Below are 14,476 nucleotides of genomic sequence, written 5' to 3' on the forward strand. Positions count from 1 at the left end.
CCTGTAGGTTCGCGCTGCCCCTGCGAAGCCCAACGTGGCGTGCTGGATCGTTGGGCTTCGTGGCCTCAGACCAGCCTACGGCTCTGAGCCAGAGCCAGGTTTGGCGCCAGAAAGCAACTGTGGGAAGACACTTGGGCCGACCTTCAGAGATGCTCGCTGCGGGCGGCCACATGCAGGTTGCGCCCGGCCCCCAGGCCAAACGCGGTGGCGGCCAGGCTGATCACCACGAAGATGATCCCCACCGCACTCCAACCCTCGGTCAGGTCATGCACCACGCCCACCATCAACGGCCCCATGGCCGCCAGGGTGTACCCCACGCCCTGGGCCATGCCGGAAAGGTTGGCAGCCACATGGGCGTCTTTCGAACGCAACACGATCAGCGCCAGGGCGATGCTGAAGGTGCCGCCCTGCCCCAGTCCGAGCACCACGGCCCAGCCCCAGATGCCGGACAGCGGCGCATAGAGCATGCCCAGCAGGCCGACGAGGGTCAGGCCCATCACCAGTACCACGGCCAGTCGCTGATCGCGGCCACGAGTGGCCAGCCAGGGCGCACCAAGGGCGCTGATCAGCTGCACCATCACCGATCCGGAAAGCACCAGGCCCGCCTGGACAGCACTCAGGCCCCGGTCGATCAGAATCGACGGCAACCAGCCGAACACGATGTAGGCCAGGGAAGATTGCAGGCCCATGTAGAGGGTCACCTGCCAGGCCAGCGGGTCGCGCCACAGGCCGGTCACCTTGTAGGCCTGGCGATGGGCATGCTGGCTCTGGCGAGCCTGGGGCAGCCAGATCAGCGCCGCGATGATCGCCGGCAGCGCCCAGAAGGCCAGGGCCGGCTGCCAGGCATCATCCATCAACTCAGCCAGCGGCACCGTAGCGCCGGCAGCCAACGCCGCGCCCAGGCACAGCGCCATGGTGTAGACGCCGGTCATCAGGCCGGCGATATGGGGGAAATCACGCTTGACGATTCCCGGCAGCAATACGCCGATGATGCCGATGCTCGCACCGGCCACCAGGCTGCCCACGAACAGCCCCGCTACCGGGAACAGGCTGCGCAGCACGATGCCGCCGGCCAGCGTCAGGAGGATCAGTAGCACCGTGCGCTCACTGCCCAGACGCCGCGCCAGCATCGGCGCCAGGGGCGCGAACAGGCCGAGGCAGAGCACCGGCAAGGTGGTCAGCAGGCCCGCGCCGGTAGCCGACAGTCCCGTCGCCTCGCGCACCATGTTGAGCATCGGCGCCAGGCTGGACAGCGCAGGGCGCAGGTTCAGCGCCACCATCACCAACCCGACCAGAAGCAGCACGGTGCTACCGCGTAGCGCCTGGGGCTGGGGTTCGTCGTCGGCCTCGGCGTCGATCAGCAGTTCCTCCGGCGAGCAGGCCGGCTTGGGGTCATCCACAGGATTCGGGGCATTCATGCAAGGCAGCTCCAGAAATGGGGCAAGGTCAGATCAGCAATGCGCGGTTGGCCGCTGCGGCGGCGTCCGCGTCTTGGCGTTCGATGGCGTCGAGCAGATCGCGATGCAGCTCGAAACTCGGCTGCTCACGCTCGGGATCGGAAATGGTGCGTTCCAGGCCAACGCGGATGACCTGGGAGAAATAGCGATACAGCTGGCTCAGCACCGGATTGTGGGCGCTATCCACCACCCGCTGGTGGAAGGCCAGGTCATGGACGATGTAGTCGTCGATATCCTCATAGCCGGAACGTGCGGCGGACGCGGCCAGGGCCACGCGCAGTGCGGCAAGGTCGTCTTCTGTGCGACGCAGGGCCGCCAGCCGCGACGCCTCGACCTCGATCATTCCCCTCGCCTCCAGCGCCTGCTCCACCGAACTGCGGGCCAGCGCCTGCATCGTGCTGAGCGGGTCGGCGCAGGCGCGCACATAGGTGCCGTCGCCCTGACGCACTTCCAGCACGCCGGAAAAGGTCAGCACGCGCACGGCCTCGCGCACGGTATTGCGGCTGATGCCGATGATCTCGGCGAGTTCGGGCTCCGGCGGCAGACGCTGGCCCAGGGGCCAGGTGCCGTCGTCGATGCGTTGGCGAATCTGCTCCAGGGCGATATCCACCAGGGAGCGCTTGAGGGCGAGTGCGGACATGGCAAACATCCAATCATCCGATGAATTTGAGATGGCAAAGGTTAGCCTGCTCACTATCGTCTCGCAACCGCGGCATCCTTGCGCTTGAGGCAATAGTCATTATCTACAGGGATGATTTTTCGCCCCCTCCCGCCGTTGGTAGCCTGCACGCACTCACAAGCACCGCTCGGGAACGCCCCCATGAAGCACGCCCACATCCTTGCGCTGGCCGTAACGGCACTGATCATCACCGGCTGTGCCAGCCAGGCCGAACCCGAGCCACGCCCCTACACCGACGCCGAGGTGAAACAGTTCGCCTTGGAAATGCTCAGCCGCGCCGGCCTGCCCTACGACGACTACGAAAAGGTGCGCCAGGCCCTCACCCACCCCAAGGTGCCCGAAGCGGGGAAAGACCTGCCGAAGGAAATGCCGCGCAAGGGATGAAGTCTCTATCCAAGCCTGACAGGGCCCACTGTAGGGGCGAATTCATTCGCCAAGCAGGCCCCAGGCCTGCCGTAGGTTGGGCAGAGGAACGAAGCCCAACGCGCGGACGTGACCTTGAACGTTGGGCTTCGCGGAGCTCAGTCGCAACCTACGAGTGTTAGCCCCTACCGAACGCTTTTGCGCCACACGCTCGCCAGCCACGGCTGCTGCTCCCGCGGCAGGCCCGCTGGACGGTAGTAGTGCTCCAGTTCCTCGAAGCCCGCCGCTTCCAGCAGGATTTTCCAGCTGTCGTAGTCGTGCCAGGAGCCGTAGCGACTGCCGCTCCAGCCTTCGTCGTTCTTCCCGCGCGGGTTAGAGCTGAAAAGCACGCCGCCAGGTTTCAGCGCGCCATGTAGCTGGCGCAGGACGCGGGGCAGTTCCTGGCGTGGTACGTGGAATAGGCTGGCGTTGGCGAAGATGCCGTCAAAACGTTCGGCCGGCAGGTCCAGGGCGAGAAAATCCTGGTGCCAGACCTCACAGCCGGAATCGGCGCGGGCCATGGCGACGAAGCTCTCCGCACCATCCAGGCCGATTGCCTGATGGCCGAGACGGGTGAAAGCCTGCAAGTCGCGGCCGGGACCGCAGCCGAAATCGAGAATGGTGAACGGCGCGCCGCCCCTGATATGCCGCAGCAGCGCCTCTATGTTCTGGCGAACGTCATGATCACGGGTACCTTCGCGAAAATCTTCGGCATTGCGGTTGTAGTCGTCGAGGGTCGTGGCGGTGATGCTGGCCAGGTCGTCGGGTTGCAAGGGCATGAGTGGCTCGCGGCGGTACGTTGCAGGGAAGTGAATTCTACTCCCGGCCGAGCGGCAGCATCGTCCTGCGCCACCTATCTTTCTGGAGACATCTCCCTCAAAAGGTTTCCAGCATGGCAGCTTCCGGCAAGAAAATGAGCCTGACCGCGCTTACCACCCTGGTGGCGGTGAACATGATGGGGTCAGGCATCATCATGCTGCCTTCCAGCATGGCGCAGTTGGGTGCGATCTCCCTACTGTCCTGGATCATCACCGCAGTGGGTTCCATGGCCATCGCCTACTGCTTCGCCCAGTGCGGCATCTTCTGTGCCCGCTCGGGCGGGATGTCGGCCTATACCGAAGAAGCCCACGGCAAGTCAGCCTTCTTCCTCTGCTCCTATCTCTATTTCCTCTCACTGGCCATTGGCAATGTGGCCATCGCGATATCCGCCGTCGGCTATCTCACGCCCTTCTTCCCCTGGCTGGGCAGCGGCGCGATCCCGTTGTTTATCGGTGCGGTGGGGCTGATCTGGCTGACCACCCTGGCCAATTTCGGCGGGCCGAAGATTACCGGGCATATCGGCTCGATCACCGTGTGGGGCGTGATCATCCCGGTGGCGGGGCTATCGGTGATCGGCTGGTTCTGGTTCGACGCCGATATCTTCCGCGCTGCCTGGAACCCGAACGGAATCGCCACCAACGACGCCATTACCCAAAGCATTCCCCTCACCCTTTGGGCCTTCCTCGGCATGGAATCCGCTGCGCAGAACTCAGATGCCGTGGAGAACCCCAAGCGCAACGTGCCGCTGGCCTGCCTGCTGGGCACCCTGGGGGCTGCGGTGATCTACGTGCTGTCCACGTCGGTGATCATGGGCATCGTGCCCAACCCCGAACTGGCCAACTCCAGCGCACCCTTCGCCTTCGTCTACGCGAAGATGTTCAACCCACTGGTGGGTGACGTGATCATGGGCCTGGCGGTAATGGCCTGCGTCGGATCGCTGCTGGGCTGGCAGTTCACCCTGGCGCAGACCGCCAAGGTCACCGCCGACCAACACATGTTCCCGACGCTGTTCGCCAAGGTCACCCTGCTGGGCGCGCCCATTGCCGGGCTGGTGGCCAATGCCATCCTGCAAAGCGCCATGGCGGTGTCGACCATTTCGCCCAATGCCTCGGAGCAATTCGGCAAACTGGTGAACCTGGCTGCCGTGACCAACATCATTCCCTACATAACCTCACTCTCGGCGCTGCTGGTGATCATGCAGAAGGCCGGAGTAACGGGTTTCCCGCATCATCGCAACGTCGGCGTACTGATCATCGCGATGGCCTACAGCCTCTATGCGCTCTACGCCTCAGGCATGGAGGCGGTATTCGGCGGCATGATCGTTACCGCAGTTGGATACCTGATGTTCGGCTACATCGCTGACCGTTTCCTTGAAGAGCGCGCCGCGCGCACGCGTGCCCTTGGCCTGGAGGACAAAGCATGAACGCCAAGCATCTCTCCTGGCTGTCCCTGCTGCTAACGCTGCTGCTGCCATCGCTGGCCCCGGCCCAGACGCTCGACCGTATCCGCGCCAGCAGCACGCTGACCCTCGGCTACTTGCCGGACCAACCACCGTTCTCCTCCGCCGAGGGCGAAGGGGCCTCTGGCTACACCATCGACCTGTGCCAGAAAGTGGCCGACCAATTACGCACCCAGCCCGGCCTCGCGGCGATGAAGGTACGCTTCGTGCCCCTCGCGCCGGACAAGGCTCTGGACGTGGTGCAAAGCGGCGGCGTGGACCTGCTCTGCAGCCCCATGGTGGAAACCCTGAAGCGCCGCCAGACGGTCGCCTTCTCTCTGCCTGTGTACACCGCCGGGATCGGTGTCGTGCTGCGCAAGGATGCACCGCTGTCGCTGGTGAAAGTGCTCAATGGCGAAGTGGAGCAGACCGGCCCCACCTGGCGCGCCACCCTCAATCGCGGCCTGTCTGCCCACACCTTCGCGGTTCAGGGCGGCTCGCTGGTGGAGACCTGGGCGCGGGAGAAGCTGCGCCTGCTTAAAGTGCTGGTCAACCTGGAGACCGTGGCCAGCCCCGCCGAGGGCGTGGAGCAGGTAGCCAACGGCAAGGTGGACGCCTTCTTCGCCAGCCAAATGATCCTGCGCAGCCTGGTGGCGCGGGATACCGCCAACACCAACCTGATGGTGCTCGACCGGCGTTTCGAGTTCGAGCCGGTGTCCCTGGCGCTGGCCCGGGACGACGAGGATTTCCGCCTGCAAGTGGATACGGCGCTGAGCCAGATCTACCGATCCGGTGCCATCACGCCGCTCTACAGCAAGTACTTCGGCCCGCCGAGCGAGTTGGACCAAACGCTGTTCAAGGTGTATTCGCGCCCTTGAGAGCTGGCTCTCGAATTCGATAGCAAGAGCCGGGATGCGGGCGGCACGCAGCCCGCATACTCTCTGCTATGAACGGATCACAAGCGGATAGCGCCATGAAGCCCTCTGCCAGGACCGCCATCGAACAGGACCCTCGCTGGGCCGCCGTGCAGGCCCGCGATCCGGCCGCCGACCGGCAGTTCGTCTACGCGGTGAAGACCACCGGCATCTACTGCCGTCCCAGCAGCCCCACGCGACTTCCGCGCCCGGAGAACGTGGAGTTCTTCGACAGCGCCCAGGCTGCTGAAGCCGCCGGATACCGACCCAGCCGCCGTGCCGCGGCCGATATGACGCAACTGGCCGCACAGCATGCGTTACTGGTGTCGGCCGCCTGCCGGCAGATCGAAACCGCCGAGGAAGCACCAGGGCTCGAAGCCCTGGCCGAATCGGTGGGCATGAGCGCCTCGCACTTCCACCGGGTGTTCAAGGCAGTCACCGGCCTGACGCCCAAGGCTTACGCCCGTGCCCGGCGTGCGCGCAAGGTGCGCGACCAGCTCGGTCCCGACACATCGGTGACCGAGGTGATCTACGACGCCGGTTTCAACTCCAACAGCCGCTTCTACGCCGACTCCACCCTGGTGCTGGGCATGAAGCCGGCCGACTACCGTGCCGGAGGCGCCAACAACGCCATTCGCTTCGCCCTGGGGGAGTGTTCACTGGGCCACTTCCTGGTGGCACAAAGCGACATCGGCGTCTGCGCCATCCTCCTGGGCGACGACCCCGATACCCTGCTGCGCGACCTGCAGGACAAATTCCCCCGCGCGCAGCTGATCGGCGGCGACAGCGACTTCGAGCAACTGGTGGCCAAGGTCATCGGCTTCATCGAGGCTCCGCAACTGGGTCTTGACCTACCGCTGGATGTACGCGGCACGGCCTTCCAGGAGCGGGTCTGGCAGGCGCTGCGGGAGATTCCGCCAGGCAGCACCGCCAGCTACGCGGATATCGCTGTGCGCATCGGCTCGCCCCGCGCCGTGCGCGCCGTGGCCCAGGCCTGCGCGGCCAATAGCCTGGCGGTGGCCATCCCCTGCCACCGCGTGGTGCGCAGCGACGGCAATCTCTCCGGCTACCGCTGGGGCGTGGAGCGCAAGCGCCGTTTGCTGGAGCGCGAGGCAGAAAGGTGAACGGCTGGACCCTGCTGGATGCGGACGGCCGACCATACGCCAGCCCTGCCCCTGGCGCGCTGGGAGGGCACCGCAGGACGCGCATCTACGGTCGCCTTGACTGCCCCACCGCACTGCGCACCATCGCGCGCGGCGGCTACGTGAAGGAGCGGGTGTTCTTTCTTGATGAAGCGACGGCGCAGGCGGCGGGGTATCGGCCTTGTGCCCGGTGCATGAAGGAGGCCTACCGGGAGTGGAAGACCTTGTCGGGGGCGAATTCATTCACCAAGCAGCCCGAAGGGATAACCCGGCCCCCCCAAAGGGGCAACTGCGCCGCCCTTGGTGATTGAAATCGCCCCCACAAGCAAGCGGTCCCCTAGGGCGCTACCATCACCGTCCCGCCCTCTCGCGCCGCCTGGGCGATGGCCTCGACCACCCGCAGGTTCTGCAAGCCGTCGCGCACACTCACCAGGGGCTCGGCTTCGCCGCGAATAACCTGGCAGAAATGCTCCAGTTGCCGTGCCAGCGGATCTTCGCGGTGCAATTCGGCCACCTCGCAGGTAAAGGGCTTCCACCAGGACCGGTCTTCCGGCTGCGCATAGCACTTCAGACGCATGGTAGGCACCGCCAGTGAGCCGACGGTGCCGGCGATCAAGTAGCAGTCTTCGTCGTCGTAGCTGGGATAGTCCCGGTTTTCCCGAGACGTCTGCTCCCAGCTACGCGCCGACGCCGCGGTGTCGGAAAGCAGGAAGCTGCCCAGGGCACCGCTGGCGAAGCGCAGGCTGATGGCAACTGTGTCTTCCACCGGAGAACCACGGGTGGCGCTGGAGGCCAGGGCCTGCACGGCGACGATCTCGCCACACAACGAGCGCAGGTTGCCGACCTCGTGGATCAGGTTGATCAGCACCGGCCCGCCGCCGGCCTTGCGTCGCCAGGGTGCGGCATCGAAGTAATCGTCCGGCTTGTAGAAGAGCGCGCTACCCATCACCGCCACCAGTTGGCCAAGGCGGCCCTGGCGGATGAGTTCGCGCGCCTGGTCGAGGATCGGACTGTGGGCTCGGTGATGACCGACCAGCAGCGGCACCTTCGAATCAGCAGAAGCGGCCAGTAGTCGCTCGCCCTCCTCCAGCGTATGGGCCACGGGCTTCTCGATCAGCGCGGGCACGCCCGCCTGCAGACAGACCAGCGCTTGCTCGACATGCAACTGATTGGGGGTCGCGAGGATGATGCCGTCAGGACGCTCCGTTTCGAACAAAGCCTCCAGCGAGGGGTACAGCGGCACGCCGGCACGCTGGGCGACATCCCTGGCAGCGGGCGCCGGGTCGACGAGCGCGACCAGTTCGCATGTGGGGCTGGCCAGGATGAGTTCGAGGTGGCGCTGGCCGATCAGGCCGGCGCCGGCAATGGCGATACGCAAGGTGTTCATGTCGTTCGATCTGTTCCGGTGGGGAAGGGTCGATCGAAAGACTAATATTCACGATTCGAACTATAATCAGCCGCCATGAAAAATCAGAATGCGCTTTTAGCGAATAATGATCCCTTCCTCCGCGACCTGTTGCTGTTCTGCACCGTGGCACGGCGCTCCAGTTTCGTGGCTGGCGCAACTGAGCTGGGCATCTCTCCTGCCCATGTCAGCAAACGCATCGCGATGCTGGAAGAGTCCCTAGGAGTCAAGCTGTTCAACCGCACCACACGGCGGGTGAACATCACCGCTGACGGTGAGGCCGCATTCGCCTGGGCGCAGAAAATCCTCGAGGACGTGGAAGGCATGGTGGAGGCCTTGTCCGGCCTGAAGGGCGAACCCCGTGGGGTGTTGCGCATCGCCACCAGCCTGCGTCTGGGGCGGGACTATGTATCGCCGGTGCTGTCCTTGCTGCGCCAGCGCCATCCAGGCCTGGAAGTCTGGCTGGAGTTGCTGGACAGGCGGGTTGACCTGATCGGCGAGAACTTCGACATCGACCTGCGCGTGGGCGAGGTGCATGAGCCACACCTGATCGCCCACAAGATCGCCGATAGCTACCGCATGCTCTGCGCCGCCCCCACCTACCTGGCGCGACGTGGCCAGCCGCGCACCCTGGCGGACCTCGCGCAGCATGAGTGCCTGCTGTTCCGCGAACGCGAATTGGGCTTTGGCGTGTGGCGCCTGTCCGGCCCCAATGGAGAGGAAACCGTGAAGGTCACCGGCCCCATGGCCTCCAACCACAGCGATGTGGTGCGCCAATGGGCCCACGAGGGGCATGGAGTGATCATGGCCTCGGTATGGGATGCCGCACCGAGCATACGTGCAGGCAAGCTGGTACAGGTGCTACCGACCTATCGGCAGAAAGCGGATGTCTGGGCGGTGACCGCAGCCCGGGCCTCGGGCTCGGCAAAGGTGAAACTGTGCATCGACTTCCTCCAGGAACAACTCGCCCACGGGCCCCACGCCCTGGATATCCGCCTCTGAACCACGCCCGCTAGGGCACGTAGTCGCTTTCCATCACATCCCGATAAGCCGTAGCGAAGGCTTTCCAGTCTTCGTCCGGCATCGGCTTGTGGTGTTCCTTGAACAGTTCGTAGTCGTGCTTCGCGGCACTGTAGGCAGTCAGGCGATGGTTGCTTCGGGCCAGTCCGAGCAAGGCCACTTCCACCTTCTTCTCCTGCTCGCCGGTGACCTTCACGAAGATGTTCTTCGGGTACAGGCGGCCATGCTCCCAGCCAGCTCGGTGCATGCGCGCGACGGTATTGGCCAGTTGCTGGATCATCTGCTGGCGAAGCCCGGTGGAAACCGGCTGGGCATACCACTCATCCAGGCCGATGAAATCGTTCAGGCTCTCAGTGACCAGCAGCGCCTGGGACTCGGTTTCCGTCTTGCGTGCACCGCTGAACACCACCCGGGGTACGCGGATACCGAGTTGATTCAGTGCCTGCAGGGCCTTCGCCTCGTGCAGGATGGTGGGTTCACCGAAGGGATGGGTCAGATCGCGGTGGAAGTGATTGATCTGGCGTTTGCTGTAAAGCACCTGGCCGTCCGGTGCGTGCAGCCGTTGGATACCGCTTTCGCCACTGAGCAACTGATCCTGGGAATCGAACCACTCGCCGTAGGTATCCCACCACTTGTCGAAACTGCCTTCCGCGTCGCCGTTGTCATGCCTGAACCACTGGGTGTTCATGAGAGCACCTCCTCATGGAGCGCACTGGCCCCACGGGCTACTGCCAAGGCAACCCGACACGGGCCGCCGCCTGAGGCCGGAACATCGACCCCTGGATTCAAGTTAGCGTCCTTTTGCGTGTTCTGCCGGCGCGTTCACAGGCACTTCGAGGTCGAATCCAGACAACTCCCGATAAGGCGTTAGACCTATGGTGACGGGCCTTTCATCAGATCGTTTGGAACTGAAATGTCCGACTTCATCACCGTTCTGCGCGAAACCTGCCCTACCCCCGTCCTCGACGCGACCAAATGGAAGCGTATCGGCGGCGACCCGCACACCGTGAACCTCAACGCCTACCTCTCCCAGGACGGCAGCAAGATCATGGGCACCTGGATCTGCACCCCCGGCAAGTTCGAGGTGAACTACGAGAAATGGGAGTACTGCCACTTCCTGGACGGCTACTGCATCATCACCCCCGAAGGCGAGGAACCAAAGCACCTGAAAGCCGGCGACGTATTCGTGATCGAGCCGGGCATGAAGGGCACCTGGGAAGTGGTGGAAACGGTGCGCAAGTACTTCGTATTTGCCTGATATGCAGGAGCGAATTCATTCGCGAAACAAAAGGCCGGGCATGTGCCCGGCCTTTTGCCGTCTTGAGCCGATCAGGCCTTGTAGCGATCAGCTGCCTTCGACCGCGACAGATTCGGTGCCATGTGGAAGCGGGCTGCAGTGAAGCGGTCCCAGTCCTCCTTGTCCGGCAGCGAGGGAATGGTTACCAGCTCGCCCTGTTCCAGGCCTGCCAGCGCGGCGTCGACCATTTCGCCCACGTCCATGAGGATTTCCTGCGGGATGTTCTCGATACCGGTGCCCGAACGCTCCCATATCTCGGTACGAGTCGCACCCGGCAGCACCACCTGCACGCGAACGCCCTTGTCTTTGACTTCCGCATTCAGAGACTGGCTGAGGTTGAGCACGAATGCCTTGGTGCCGCTGTAGGTGCCATTGAACATTTCCGGTGCCAGCGCCAGTACCGAGGCGATGTTGATGATGGTGCCGCGCCCCTGGGCGACGAAGTTGGCGGCAGCGGCGGCGGCCAGGTGGGTCACGGCTACCACGTTGAGCTGGATCATGGCGTCGAAGCGGTCGAGGTCGGTGTCCAGCAGGCTGCCACTGACGGCCACGCCGGCGTTGTTCACCAGCACGCTGATGGCGACATCGCTGCGAAGGCGATGCGCTACGCGGGTCAGGTCGGACCTGTCGGTCAGGTCGGCCTTCAGCACTTCCACCTTCACTCCAGCGGTTTCGCGCAGCTTGGCGGCCAGCTCTTCCAGGCGACCCTGGTCACGGGCGACCAGCAGCAGGTCATGGCCCCGTTCGGCCAGGCGCTTGGCATAGGTGGCGCCGATGCCAGTGGACGCGCCTGTGATCAGGGCAACGCCTTGGTGCTTCTGTTCGCTCATGGTTCTGTCTCCGGGAAAGGTGCTCGTGATCGAGCGGTGAACTTAAATTACACTCATAATATTACATGCGCAATATGAGCTTTCCCACCGTTCGTCACCCGGTCCTTCCGGGAGGTTTCAAAGGTTTCGTGTAGTCGCTGAAACCTCTGGAGCACTTGCAACCACTGGCGCTGATGGCTGTGCCGATTCCTGGTCGATGGACGAAGCATCCCTTTCTGTGGGCGCCATGGCGCGGCGAAAGCCCTTGATGGTCTCTCCCAGGTCCGGGCCGAGGGTCTTGAGGCGTTTGGTGCCGAACAGCAGTACGGCGACGATGATGATGACCAGCCAATGCTTCCAGTCGGTGATGCCCATGGGGTGGCTCCTCAAAAGGGGGTCAGTGGTTCCAGGGGGCGGGCTTCAAGGAAGAAGCCCGCCCTTTTCGTCACTGGTTCAGCCAGGGATAACGCGCGGCATCGCGGCCGCCGTAGTCCGGGTCGAGATAGATGAAGCAGCGCTGGATCTTCCAGTCGCGGATCTCGAACACGTCGCACCAGTACCCGGCACCCCAGCTGGGCACGCCGGCTCTCCAGGGGCCATCGACGTGCTCGCCGTAGCTGGTGCCTTCGCAGACCACCAGGTCGCTGCCGGAGAAGATCCAGTTGAAGTGCGAGTAGTCATGGGTAATGGACTTCAGACGGCTACCGAGGTCACCGAACATCTTGCCGATCTGGTCGCGGCCGGTGGCCAGCCCCCACTTGGGGAACAACACCTGGGCATCCTCGGCGAACAGGTCGAGGATGCTGCCGCCAGTGGACGTGATGCCGCCGTTGTCGAAAGCCTTCAGGTATTCCAGCGCAACCGATTTGCGCTGCTCGTCAGTCATGGTCTGTGTGCTGAGCATGAATCTCTTCCGGTTGGGTAATGGGATCAGTGCAGGGACTGGACGTACTGGATGATCCGGGCGCGCTTGGCAGGATCGTCCTGGAAATAGGTCATGGCGTTGCCCGGCGCGACGGTCTGGGTATCGGTCAGCCAGGCGTCGAGCAGTTGGTCGTCCCAGGTCTTGTCCGCCATGGCCTGGCGGAAGCCGTCCGAATAGGTGAAGCCGGGGGCGCTGGCGGCCTTGCGGCCGAGCAGTCCGAACAGGTTCGGTCCCTGCCCATGGGGTTCACCCTGCTTGAAGGTGTGGCAAACCGCACAATGATTGGTGGCCAGTTTTTCGGCGATCGCCTGGTCGTCGGCCTGCGCCGCACCACTTGCGGCGAGCAGAAGGGCCAAGGTCAGTCCGGTTTCAAGAAGGTTTCGCATCGTCTTTGCCTCGCGAGTGATGGATCAGGCCGGTCATGCCTTGCGGGGTTCGAGGTGAGCCTGGTTCGCGGCCCGGTAGGCGAAGGCCAGGATCGGTCCGAGGGTCGCGCCGCCTGCCCAGTAGGCCCGTCCGGATGCCGATGCCACGCAGTTACCAACGCCGTAGAGCCCGGGGATGGGCTGGTTGGCGCTGTCCAGCACCTGGCCGTGGGAGTTGGTCTTGGGGCCGCCCTTGGTATCCAGGTTGCCGCCGGTAATGAGGGCTGCGTAGTAAGGGCCCTCCCCCGCCAGCGGGTGCATCGTGGGGTTGCTGCGGGTCTCGCCCGGTTTCACGCTGCCGTTGAAGAGCTGCTCTACCGCCAGCTCGCCACGCTGGAAGTCGGTGTCCTTGCCGCTGCTGGCCAGGTCGTTGAAGCGCGCAATGCTGGCCTTCAGGTTGTCGAGGAAGTCTGCCGAGAGCTTCATCCCACCGGTTTCGGAGTGGTATTTCTCCAGGCGTTCACTGATGGCGCGAGCCAGCCCTTCCAGGGTGTCCCCCTTGATCACGTGGCGGTCGTTGCCCCCTGCCGGCACGATCGGTGAGCCGTATTCGTCGCTGGCGCAGTAGGTCTGGGCGCGTTGGTCCCAGATGGAGAGCATGACCAGGTTGGGGTACTCGGCCTTGTTCCCATCCCATTGGAAGAAGCTCGGCACCAGTTCGTTGTAAACGGTCTTCTCGTTCACCACGCGCTTGCCGTACTTGTTCACCATCAGCATGGAATCACCGGTCATGGTGAAGATGCCGGACATGGAGCCATCCTTGGCCACGGCCTTCTCCAGCAGAATCGGGCAGTGCCAGGCGTAATTCATGTTGCGCAGCTGCACACCCAGATCACTGGCGATACGGATGAAGTCACCTTCGTTGGTCAGGGTGGCGCAACCGCCGTAGACCGGGGCGTAGAGGAAGTTGCGGCGCATTTCCGGATCGTGGGTGAAGCCGCCACTGGCAAAGATCACTGCCTTGCGGGCACGCACCCGCAGTCGAGTGCCTTCCTCGGTCTCCACTTCCACGCCAATGGCGGCGCCCTGGTCGTTGGTGATGACCTTCACCACGCGCTGCCCGGTGCGAATCGCCACACCATCGCGGCGGGCGGCGGCGGTCAGCGTGCGAATCGCCACGCGACCACCGTCGGACATGCTCGGGCGCGCATCACGCGGCACCAGCACGCGGCCCTTGGGCGCCTTGTCCTCCGGAATTTCGCACCAGTAGTCCGGCACGTCGGCGCAGTGGCGATACGGCAACGCATCCTTCTCTGCCAGCAATTCGGCAGCGGGCGAAGCGCTGTCGTAGATTGCCTCGCACATTTCGTATTCCCAGTCACTCAAGCCCAGCTTGGGCAACGCGGGGTCGTAGGACTGCGGCCGGGTCAGACGCGCCACGTAACGGAGGAAATCAGGCTTGGGATCGCTCATGCCGGCGTCGCGCATGGCCTTGTTGTTCGGCACCCAGTACCAGAACGCGGCCTTGGCGGCGGTTCCACCCGGACTCGCGGCCTTTTCCAGGATGACCACGTCATTGCCCAGCCAGCGGGCGAACAGTGCGGTGGGCAGGCCGCCGCCTCCCCCGCCACAGACCACGATGTCGTGTTCGCTGTCGAACGGCTGTTCGGCGGCACCGGCCTTGCCGGCCACCAGGCCACCCAGTGCCATGGCGGCAGTACCGGCACCAGCGGCCTTGATGAAGTTGCGTCGCGACGTGGCGAGCTTCTGTTGTTCGTCGTTCATGGTCGACTCTCCAGGTGGA

At 64.1% G+C, this 14,476-nt stretch carries 17 protein-coding genes; 7 read left to right on the top strand and 10 right to left on the bottom strand.

Annotated elements, in window-relative coordinates; all coding sequences use genetic code 11:
- Nucleotides 1–143 precede the first annotated feature (143 nt).
- Nucleotides 144–1,418, bottom strand: coding sequence for a CynX/NimT family MFS transporter (locus E8E75_RS25245; RefSeq protein WP_120650048.1), 1,275 nt, complete (start codon nucleotides 1,416–1,418; stop codon nucleotides 144–146).
- Between the two features lie 28 nt (nucleotides 1,419–1,446).
- Nucleotides 1,447–2,097 (bottom strand): FadR/GntR family transcriptional regulator, encoded by a 651-nt coding sequence (locus tag E8E75_RS25250; RefSeq protein WP_120650047.1) that lies wholly within the window; start codon nucleotides 2,095–2,097, stop codon nucleotides 1,447–1,449.
- Nucleotides 2,098–2,277: 180 nt separating this feature from the next.
- Here E8E75_RS25250 and E8E75_RS25255 point away from each other — a divergent pair, with 180 nt between their 5' ends.
- Nucleotides 2,278–2,520, top strand: coding sequence for a hypothetical protein (locus tag E8E75_RS25255; protein ID WP_120650046.1), 243 nt, complete (start codon nucleotides 2,278–2,280; stop codon nucleotides 2,518–2,520).
- 164 nt (nucleotides 2,521–2,684) lie between these two features.
- Here E8E75_RS25255 and E8E75_RS25260 read toward each other — a convergent pair whose 3' ends face one another.
- Entirely contained in the window at nucleotides 2,685–3,317 is a 633-nt protein-coding gene (locus E8E75_RS25260; protein ID WP_120650045.1) for a class I SAM-dependent methyltransferase, read from the bottom strand.
- Nucleotides 3,318–3,430: 113 nt separating this feature from the next.
- Here E8E75_RS25260 and potE point away from each other — a divergent pair, with 113 nt between their 5' ends.
- From potE to E8E75_RS25280, 4 genes are all read left to right on the top strand, one after another.
- Nucleotides 3,431–4,780, top strand: coding sequence for a putrescine-ornithine antiporter (potE, locus tag E8E75_RS25265; protein WP_120650044.1), 1,350 nt, complete (start codon nucleotides 3,431–3,433; stop codon nucleotides 4,778–4,780).
- A complete protein-coding gene (locus E8E75_RS25270) occupies nucleotides 4,777–5,673 on the top strand; it encodes an amino acid ABC transporter substrate-binding protein (protein ID WP_153917465.1) in 897 nt (298 codons plus the stop codon). Before potE ends, E8E75_RS25270 begins: the two co-directional genes overlap by 4 nt.
- A 95-nt stretch (nucleotides 5,674–5,768) precedes the next feature.
- Nucleotides 5,769–6,833: a bifunctional DNA-binding transcriptional regulator/O6-methylguanine-DNA methyltransferase Ada gene (gene ada / locus E8E75_RS25275; RefSeq protein ID WP_153917463.1), complete on the top strand. Its 1,065-nt coding sequence runs from the start codon at nucleotides 5,769–5,771 to the stop codon at nucleotides 6,831–6,833.
- On the top strand, nucleotides 6,830–7,162 hold the full coding sequence (locus E8E75_RS25280; RefSeq protein WP_330114175.1) for an Ada metal-binding domain-containing protein: 333 nt from the start codon (nucleotides 6,830–6,832) through the stop codon (nucleotides 7,160–7,162). The genes ada and E8E75_RS25280 overlap by 4 nt, the downstream gene beginning before the upstream one ends.
- Nucleotides 7,163–7,188: 26 nt before the next feature.
- On the opposite strand, the gene E8E75_RS25285 is transcribed toward E8E75_RS25280, so the two are convergent.
- Nucleotides 7,189–8,238, bottom strand: coding sequence for a Gfo/Idh/MocA family oxidoreductase (locus tag E8E75_RS25285; RefSeq protein WP_153917461.1), 1,050 nt, complete (start codon nucleotides 8,236–8,238; stop codon nucleotides 7,189–7,191).
- A 75-nt stretch (nucleotides 8,239–8,313) separates the two neighbouring features.
- Here E8E75_RS25285 and E8E75_RS25290 point away from each other — a divergent pair, with 75 nt between their 5' ends.
- On the top strand, nucleotides 8,314–9,258 hold the full coding sequence (locus tag E8E75_RS25290; protein WP_153917459.1) for a LysR family transcriptional regulator: 945 nt from the start codon (nucleotides 8,314–8,316) through the stop codon (nucleotides 9,256–9,258).
- Nucleotides 9,259–9,268: 10 nt separating this feature from the next.
- Here the strand turns inward: E8E75_RS25290 and E8E75_RS25295 are convergent, their stop codons facing one another.
- Nucleotides 9,269–9,964, bottom strand: a complete 696-nt coding sequence (locus tag E8E75_RS25295) for a lipopolysaccharide kinase InaA family protein (protein ID WP_120650038.1) — start codon at nucleotides 9,962–9,964, stop codon at nucleotides 9,269–9,271.
- A gap of 225 nt (nucleotides 9,965–10,189) precedes the next feature.
- On the opposite strand from E8E75_RS25295, the gene E8E75_RS25300 reads away from it, so the two are divergent.
- Nucleotides 10,190–10,534, top strand: a complete 345-nt coding sequence (locus E8E75_RS25300) for a cupin domain-containing protein (protein ID WP_077523605.1) — start codon at nucleotides 10,190–10,192, stop codon at nucleotides 10,532–10,534.
- A gap of 71 nt (nucleotides 10,535–10,605) precedes the next feature.
- On the opposite strand, the gene E8E75_RS25305 is transcribed toward E8E75_RS25300, so the two are convergent.
- The 5 genes from E8E75_RS25305 to E8E75_RS25325 form a co-directional block, all read right to left on the bottom strand.
- Nucleotides 10,606–11,403: an SDR family oxidoreductase gene (locus tag E8E75_RS25305; protein ID WP_153917457.1), complete on the bottom strand. Its 798-nt coding sequence runs from the start codon at nucleotides 11,401–11,403 to the stop codon at nucleotides 10,606–10,608.
- A gap of 117 nt (nucleotides 11,404–11,520) precedes the next feature.
- Nucleotides 11,521–11,757, bottom strand: coding sequence for a twin-arginine translocase TatA/TatE family subunit (tatA, locus tag E8E75_RS25310; RefSeq protein ID WP_120650036.1), 237 nt, complete (start codon nucleotides 11,755–11,757; stop codon nucleotides 11,521–11,523).
- Between the two features lie 70 nt (nucleotides 11,758–11,827).
- Nucleotides 11,828–12,286, bottom strand: coding sequence for a nuclear transport factor 2 family protein (locus E8E75_RS25315; protein WP_120650035.1), 459 nt, complete (start codon nucleotides 12,284–12,286; stop codon nucleotides 11,828–11,830).
- Between the two features lie 26 nt (nucleotides 12,287–12,312).
- The gene (locus tag E8E75_RS25320) at nucleotides 12,313–12,693 is read right to left on the bottom strand and encodes a c-type cytochrome (protein WP_153917455.1); all 381 of its coding nucleotides are present in this window, start codon (nucleotides 12,691–12,693) and stop codon (nucleotides 12,313–12,315) included.
- A 33-nt stretch (nucleotides 12,694–12,726) separates the two neighbouring features.
- Nucleotides 12,727–14,457 (bottom strand): FAD-dependent oxidoreductase, encoded by a 1,731-nt coding sequence (locus E8E75_RS25325; RefSeq protein WP_120650033.1) that lies wholly within the window; start codon nucleotides 14,455–14,457, stop codon nucleotides 12,727–12,729.
- Nucleotides 14,458–14,476: the final 19 nt, after the last annotated feature.

It is taken from the genome of Pseudomonas sp. BN606 (assembly GCF_029873115.1).
Classification (GTDB): Bacteria; Pseudomonadota; Gammaproteobacteria; order Pseudomonadales; family Pseudomonadaceae; genus Metapseudomonas.

Excerpts from the sequence above, each read along its gene's own strand:
- potE (WP_120650044.1), top strand. The coding sequence starts at position 3,431 with ATGGCAGCTTCCGGCAAGAAAATGAGCCTGACCGCGCTTACCACCCTG.
- E8E75_RS25325 (WP_120650033.1), bottom strand. The coding sequence starts at position 14,457 with ATGAACGACGAACAACAGAAGCTCGCCACGTCGCGACGCAACTTCATC.
- E8E75_RS25255 (WP_120650046.1), top strand. The coding sequence starts at position 2,278 with ATGAAGCACGCCCACATCCTTGCGCTGGCCGTAACGGCACTGATCATC.
- E8E75_RS25290 (WP_153917459.1), top strand. The coding sequence starts at position 8,314 with ATGAAAAATCAGAATGCGCTTTTAGCGAATAATGATCCCTTCCTCCGC.
- E8E75_RS25270 (WP_153917465.1), top strand. The coding sequence starts at position 4,777 with ATGAACGCCAAGCATCTCTCCTGGCTGTCCCTGCTGCTAACGCTGCTG.
- tatA (WP_120650036.1), bottom strand. The coding sequence starts at position 11,757 with ATGGGCATCACCGACTGGAAGCATTGGCTGGTCATCATCATCGTCGCC.
- E8E75_RS25285 (WP_153917461.1), bottom strand. The coding sequence starts at position 8,238 with ATGAACACCTTGCGTATCGCCATTGCCGGCGCCGGCCTGATCGGCCAG.
- E8E75_RS25295 (WP_120650038.1), bottom strand. The coding sequence starts at position 9,964 with ATGAACACCCAGTGGTTCAGGCATGACAACGGCGACGCGGAAGGCAGT.
- E8E75_RS25305 (WP_153917457.1), bottom strand. The coding sequence starts at position 11,403 with ATGAGCGAACAGAAGCACCAAGGCGTTGCCCTGATCACAGGCGCGTCC.
- ada (WP_153917463.1), top strand. The coding sequence starts at position 5,769 with ATGAAGCCCTCTGCCAGGACCGCCATCGAACAGGACCCTCGCTGGGCC.
- E8E75_RS25245 (WP_120650048.1), bottom strand. The coding sequence starts at position 1,418 with ATGAATGCCCCGAATCCTGTGGATGACCCCAAGCCGGCCTGCTCGCCG.
- E8E75_RS25250 (WP_120650047.1), bottom strand. The coding sequence starts at position 2,097 with ATGTCCGCACTCGCCCTCAAGCGCTCCCTGGTGGATATCGCCCTGGAG.
- E8E75_RS25315 (WP_120650035.1), bottom strand. The coding sequence starts at position 12,286 with ATGCTCAGCACACAGACCATGACTGACGAGCAGCGCAAATCGGTTGCG.
- E8E75_RS25320 (WP_153917455.1), bottom strand. The coding sequence starts at position 12,693 with ATGCGAAACCTTCTTGAAACCGGACTGACCTTGGCCCTTCTGCTCGCC.
- E8E75_RS25260 (WP_120650045.1), bottom strand. The coding sequence starts at position 3,317 with ATGCCCTTGCAACCCGACGACCTGGCCAGCATCACCGCCACGACCCTC.
- E8E75_RS25300 (WP_077523605.1), top strand. The coding sequence starts at position 10,190 with ATGTCCGACTTCATCACCGTTCTGCGCGAAACCTGCCCTACCCCCGTC.